This is a genomic window from Oceanobacillus halophilus, from assembly GCF_003628505.1.
Lineage (GTDB): Bacteria > Bacillota > Bacilli > Bacillales > Amphibacillaceae > Oceanobacillus > Oceanobacillus halophilus.
Window position 1 is genome coordinate 1 of sequence record NZ_RBZP01000040.1, and the last position, 5,785, is coordinate 5,785.

Sequence of the window (5,785 nt, forward strand, 5' to 3'; positions counted from 1 at the left end):
TATAGATATAGATATAGCTACCACTATTAAGCAGGTTGATTGGAGCGGAGGGCAGTCGACTCCTCGAAAATAAAGGGCAATTTTCTTCGTGCGATGTAATGCTGCCGCAGCCTTCCTTGTCCTGCGGGAGGATAGGCCTAGATGAGACCCCGCAGTGCGCTAGCACGAGGAGGCTCATCAGCCGCCCTAAGGTGCGCGACTGCCCGGAGCGGAAATCAACAAAGCACTAAATTAGATAATTATTCTTAATTAAAGAAAGTAGCAGTTTATACAAAATGTAAGGTAAAGTTGTGTTAAAAAGCAACAATCTTTTAGAAAAGAGCCTAAAAAAAAGAACTTGTCCATCATAGGTATTATGACGGACAAGTTAAGTGTTTTGTTTTATAGAAATCATGATACTAGCTCTCTAAGGAATTTACTCCTGTGTAATGATCGACTGAAAATCATTCCAATCGATCATCCGTGTAAATCCCTTAACATGTTGATTATATGGCTGGTCTTTCATCAGTAGTTTTGTTTTTTCGTTTTTTAATGTATCCAAAATGGCTGGTTTGTCATCTACATAATAGTCCAATTTCAAATCTTGGATGATGTGTACTTTTTCGTCATCCTTCATGCCATAAAAAAATTGATCGTTTTCAACAGGAAACCCTTGATTCTTTACCCAGTCCCTTGTTGCTTCACCGTGTTCTTTAGGTCGTGCGGTAATATAATATATATCATGTCCATCATTGTGGAGTTTCTGTATAGCTTTTACTGCACCAGGAAATGGGGGGCAGTCCGTAAAATAAATTTCTTCGAGCGTATTTTTCCACATTTCATTTCCTTCTTCATCTGATAAACCAAAGGGTTCATGAATTTCCACTCGATTGATATTATTAAATACAGTTAAATCCAAGTTCGTATTTAGTTTCTTATTATAAACGTGGAAGGCATGTTCCCTCAGGTTGATCAATGTATCATCAATGTCAAATCCGAATCTCATATTTTCATCCTCTAACTATTAATCATTATAACTTGGGTATCCGATAAATTTATAATCTTTCCCAATGGGGACGATCTCTGTATGATTCAGTTCGATGGCGTCCTTCATTTCTTCTATTCCTGTACCTTCCAGGAAAGTGGGGGCGTTTCTTCCACCTACAAATTTGGGGGCAAAATATAATATAACCTTATCTATAAGTCCTGCTTGTAGGAAAGATGCGTTGATATTCCCCCCGCCTTCAATAATTAATGAAGAAATACCTTGTTCTCCAAGAATTTTTACAACGTCTTTGGGATCAACAGATGTTTCTGAAGATGTAATAATTACTTTTATCCCTTGTTGTTCAAGCAACTTTCTTTTTTCGGGATTATGATTCTTACTAGTAAATATCCATGTATCTGCCTGTCTGTCGGTAATAACTTGGTAATCCATGGGTATTCTTAGGCCTGAATCCATAATTACACGAAGAGGGTTTCTGCCATTTGGAATTCTTGATGTTAGTGCAGGATCATCTTTCAATGCTGTGTTAATTCCAACTAAGATAGCCATATTTTCACTTCTTAGCTGATGAACATCCTGTCTAGCTTCTGGAGATGTAATCCATTTACTGCTATATGTGTGAGTAGCCACTTTCCCATCAAGAGTAATTCCTGCCTTTAAGGTAATAAATGGCTTTTGGTCTGTAATAAATTTATTAAAAACCTCATTCATTTTAATTGCTTCTGTTTCCTGTACACCAGTGACGACTTCAATACCAGCGTCTTCTAATATCTTTACGCCATTACCTGCAACCAGTGGATTGGGATCTAGAGAAGCTATAACAACCTTTTTAATACCTGCTTCTACAATAGCAACTGCACAGGGACCGGTTCGTCCATAATGAGAGCAAGGTTCAAGAGTTACATAAATAGTCCCGCCTTTAGCGTTATCTCCTGCCATGCGGAGTGCATGGATTTCCGCATGGGGTTCTCCTGCTTTTAAATGGGCCCCAACTCCAACAATGCGATTATCATTAACAATGACAGAGCCAACCAATGGGTTTGGTTCTGTTTGGCCTTTCATCGCTTTAGCATTATTTATCGCTAAGTCCATGTAAAATGCATCATTAATCATTACAGCAAGTCCCTTCATCTTCTTTCATGTGACCTGATTTAGTAATCTTCGTTTCTAAATATTTTTTATTGTACTCCGAAATATCACCCCAAAGTGGAACTCTATCCGAAACTAATAATCCGGCATCTTCTAATGCTTCAAGTTTTTTCGGATTATTTGTTATCAATGTAACTGGTTTATCTCGCAATGTCTTAAGGACTTGAATAGCGTCATCATAATTTCTGGAATCATTAACGAATCCTAGACTTTCGTTCGCTTCAACAGTATCATATCCATTTTCTTGAAGCAGGTAAGCCATCGCTTTAGAGAATAAGCCAATTCCACGGCCTTCATGATTAGCTAGATAAAATAAAGCACCTGCACCATGATCTTTAATCTTCTTCATGGATTGCTTTAATTGGTAGCCACAGTCACAACGTTTACTTCCAAATATATCTCCCGTATGGCATATGGAATGCATACGAATAAGTGCATCGTCAGCGTTCTGAAAATCGCCATAGACTAACACACTGGATTGCTGATATTCTGCAAGATTTGAGGAAGATAACTTTTCAATAATTCGTTCATAATCTTCGGTAACCTCATCGTAATCTAACCAGCAATACCATTTGAATTCAATGGTTTCCTCATATAAATTAACAGGTAGTCGAATAGGGCCAACTAAGTAGATGGCACGATCCTGTTCTGTTTGAATTAATTGTATTCTATCTTTTAGTATGGAATATACTTTGGATTTAAGTTTTACATGTTCCATCATAAAAAAACTCCTTTCTGCACCACTTTTTCTTAGTATAGATAAAAAAGGCAACTTCATCAATTTTATTTTCTCGAAAAGTTAAGTATCTATATTGGAAGGATGAATAAGATGAAGTATACCTATGATTATTGTTGGTTAATGGTGTGGGCATGAAAGAATAAAAAACGGAACTTTTTAGTTTTTCATACGTAAGACATAGTGGGTGATAAAACATGAATGAATATGATGTAAAGGCATATGATGAAGTACAAAACTGGCGACTGAAAATGATGAAAAAATCTGGTGTCTTTAACAAGTTATCTAAAAAGGCACAAACTAAGATTAATAATTGGATTCCGGACAAGGCGCACCAGGTAATTACAGAAAGTATTAAAAATATGGTAAAAGCAACATTACTCGGATCAAATATGACAACCAATAAACATACGGACAAATCGCTAAGTTTATATAAAAAAGATGAGTTAGTTAAAGAAAAGTTGGTGACTTATCGAAGGACAGCGACAGTAGAGGGAGCAGGTACTGGTGCAGGTGGAATTTTTATGGGACTTGCTGACTTTCCGCTATTATTATCAATAAAGATGAAATTTATTTTTGAAGCTGCTGCAATATATGGATTTGATACCAATAAATATGAAGAACGCTTATTTATTCTTCATATATTTCAGCTTGCGTTTTCCAGTGAAGAAAAACGGAGAGAAACCCTGTTTATATTAGAAAACTGGGAGGAACAAAAAGAAAGACTTACAGATATGGATTGGAGAGTATTCCAACAGGAGTATCGTGACTATATTGACCTTGTGAAAATGCTCCAATTAATACCTGGATTTGGTGCTATTGTAGGAGCTTATGCTAATTACAACTTAGTGGACCACTTAGCAGATACCGTGATGAATGTTTATCGGATGAGAATTTTAGATAAAGGTCTCTCACACTGAAATATAGAATTGTAAAATTTTACAGATAAATGGGAATTTTTTTGCTCCATACAGGTTTTTGAATTAGAATGAAAATAAAGATGTTTTAGAAAAAAAGGGGAAGTTTTAGAGTGGGGGAGTTTTACGTATTGGGTAGTTGTTCCTCGTAGAAAACAGAATTTTTCTACTAAAAATTAAGTAGAGCAGGAACTAAGCGGAGGAAATACATGGAGACTCCTTGAAAAAAGAAAACCACTTTTTTCTGCGTGCGATGTAACCCTGCCGAAGCGTTCCTTGTCCTGCGGGAAGAAGAGCATCGGTGAGACTGCTGAGTGCGTCAGCGCGAAGGAGGCTCACCAGCTCCGCGGAAAGCGGAGTGTATTTCCGTAGCGGGTGTTAAGAAGCATTCTGAATGAAATATATCAACAGTCTATACAAAATGCGAAATAAAGTCATGCTAAAAAGCCCGATTTTTTAGAAAAGAGCAAAAATAAAAGGAGGAAGGATAATGACAAGTATACCGATTAATACGGGGTCTAAGCAGATTATTGAGCAAACGGATCAGTATGGGGCAAATAATTATAATCCACTTCCAATCGTAGTTTCTGAGGCAGAAGGTGTCTGGGTAAAGGATCCTGAAGGAAATAAGTATATGGATATGTTAAGTGCCTATTCTGCTGTTAATCAAGGGCACCGTCATCCAAAAATTATTGAGGCTTTGAAGAAACAAGCGGATAGGGTTACATTAACATCCCGTGCATTTCACAATGATCAACTAGGACCATGGTATGAAAAAATTTGCCAATTAACCAATAAAGACATGACACTTCCTATGAATACGGGAGCTGAAGCGGTTGAAACTGCTATAAAAGCAGCTAGGCGCTGGGCTTATGATGTAAAAGGTGTAGAAGATGGGAAGGCGGAAATTATTGCTTGTGAGGGGAACTTTCATGGGCGAACAATGACAGCGGTTTCCTTGTCATCGGAAGACGAATACCAACGTGGATTTGGTCCAATGCTCCCAGGAATAAAGTTAATTCCTTATGGTGATATTGAAGCATTGAAAGGAGCGATTACTGAAAATACAGCAGCCTTCTTATTTGAACCTATTCAAGGTGAAGCAGGGATTGTTATACCGCCAGAAGGTTTCTTAAGGGAAGCTTATGATGTTTGTAAAGAGAATCATGTGTTATATGTAGCCGATGAGATCCAAGCTGGCCTAGCCCGATCTGGTAAGTTATTTGCATGTGATTGGGAGAATGTTGAACCAGATATGTACATTCTTGGGAAAGCACTTGGTGCCGGGGTCTTTCCAATTTCTTGTGTAGTTGCGAATAAAGATATTTTAGGAGTATTTAATCCGGGATCTCACGGATCTACATTCGGCGGGAATCCATTAGCTTGTGCAGTTTCCGTAGCAGCTCTGGAGGTTATTGAACAGGAGAAATTAGCTGATCGTTCGTTGAGGTTAGGAGAATATTTTCAAAACAAATTGAAGGAAATAGATAACCCAATGATAAAAGAAGTGCGTGGAAAAGGGCTTTTTGTTGGAGTAGAACTAAAGGAAGCAGCACGCCCGTACTGCGAGAAACTAAAAGAAGAAGGTTTATTATGTAAAGAAACACATGAAAATGTTATTCGTTTCGCACCACCACTTGTGATTAAGGAAGAAGATTTAGATTGGGCAATTGCCCAAATTACGAAGGTACTTGCTCAATAAGGTCGGAAATACCTAAGGTCCTGCCTCTTTATAGACTTTTTTGGCATAAATTACATTAATAGGAAGACCTCTACCTATAAAATTGGTAGAGGTTTTTTTCAGATTAATGTTCTCTCTAAAAGTCTCTTTCTAAAAGATTGTTGCTTTTTTATCTACATTTTATATAGACTGTTGATATCTTTAATTCAGAATAGTGTAGATCTCGCTCACACTTATTTTTGATATGTGCGATCATTCGCTCCGGCAGAATACTTCGCTTTCCGCGGGCACGGCCTCAGCCTCCTCGCGGAAAAACC

At 37.7% G+C, this 5,785-nt stretch carries 5 protein-coding genes; 2 read left to right on the forward strand and 3 right to left on the reverse strand.

Annotated elements, in window-relative coordinates; all coding sequences use genetic code 11:
* Positions 1–415 precede the first annotated feature (415 nt).
* Genes D8M06_RS19505 through D8M06_RS19515 form a run of 3 tightly spaced genes read right to left on the reverse strand, consistent with a single transcriptional unit; the run spans position 416 to position 2,852 of the window.
* The gene (locus tag D8M06_RS19505; protein WP_121206233.1) at positions 416–985 is read right to left on the reverse strand and encodes a 5' nucleotidase, NT5C type; all 570 of its coding nucleotides are present in this window, start codon (positions 983–985) and stop codon (positions 416–418) included.
* Between the two features lie 18 nt (positions 986–1,003).
* Entirely contained in the window at positions 1,004–2,098 is a 1,095-nt protein-coding gene (gene ribD, locus D8M06_RS19510) for a bifunctional diaminohydroxyphosphoribosylaminopyrimidine deaminase/5-amino-6-(5-phosphoribosylamino)uracil reductase RibD (protein ID WP_121206234.1), read from the reverse strand.
* Positions 2,091–2,852 (reverse strand): GTP cyclohydrolase II, encoded by a 762-nt coding sequence (locus D8M06_RS19515; protein WP_121206237.1) that lies wholly within the window; start codon positions 2,850–2,852, stop codon positions 2,091–2,093. Before D8M06_RS19515 ends, ribD begins: the two co-directional genes overlap by 8 nt.
* A 215-nt stretch (positions 2,853–3,067) precedes the next feature.
* Between D8M06_RS19515 and D8M06_RS19520 the strand changes: the two genes are divergently transcribed.
* The gene (locus D8M06_RS19520) at positions 3,068–3,790 is read left to right on the forward strand and encodes an EcsC family protein (protein WP_121206235.1); all 723 of its coding nucleotides are present in this window, start codon (positions 3,068–3,070) and stop codon (positions 3,788–3,790) included.
* 487 nt (positions 3,791–4,277) lie between these two features.
* Positions 4,278–5,489 carry an ornithine--oxo-acid transaminase gene (locus D8M06_RS19525; protein ID WP_121206236.1) on the forward strand — a complete coding sequence of 404 codons (1,212 nt, stop codon included), beginning with the start codon at positions 4,278–4,280 and terminating at the stop codon, positions 5,487–5,489.
* The last annotated feature ends 296 nt before the right edge of the window (positions 5,490–5,785 follow it).

Excerpts from the sequence above, each read along its gene's own strand:
- D8M06_RS19505 (WP_121206233.1), bottom strand. The coding sequence starts at position 985 with ATGAGATTCGGATTTGACATTGATGATACATTGATCAACCTGAGGGAA.
- D8M06_RS19520 (WP_121206235.1), top strand. The coding sequence starts at position 3,068 with ATGAATGAATATGATGTAAAGGCATATGATGAAGTACAAAACTGGCGA.
- D8M06_RS19515 (WP_121206237.1), bottom strand. The coding sequence starts at position 2,852 with ATGGAACATGTAAAACTTAAATCCAAAGTATATTCCATACTAAAAGAT.
- D8M06_RS19525 (WP_121206236.1), top strand. The coding sequence starts at position 4,278 with ATGACAAGTATACCGATTAATACGGGGTCTAAGCAGATTATTGAGCAA.
- ribD (WP_121206234.1), bottom strand. The coding sequence starts at position 2,098 with ATGATTAATGATGCATTTTACATGGACTTAGCGATAAATAATGCTAAA.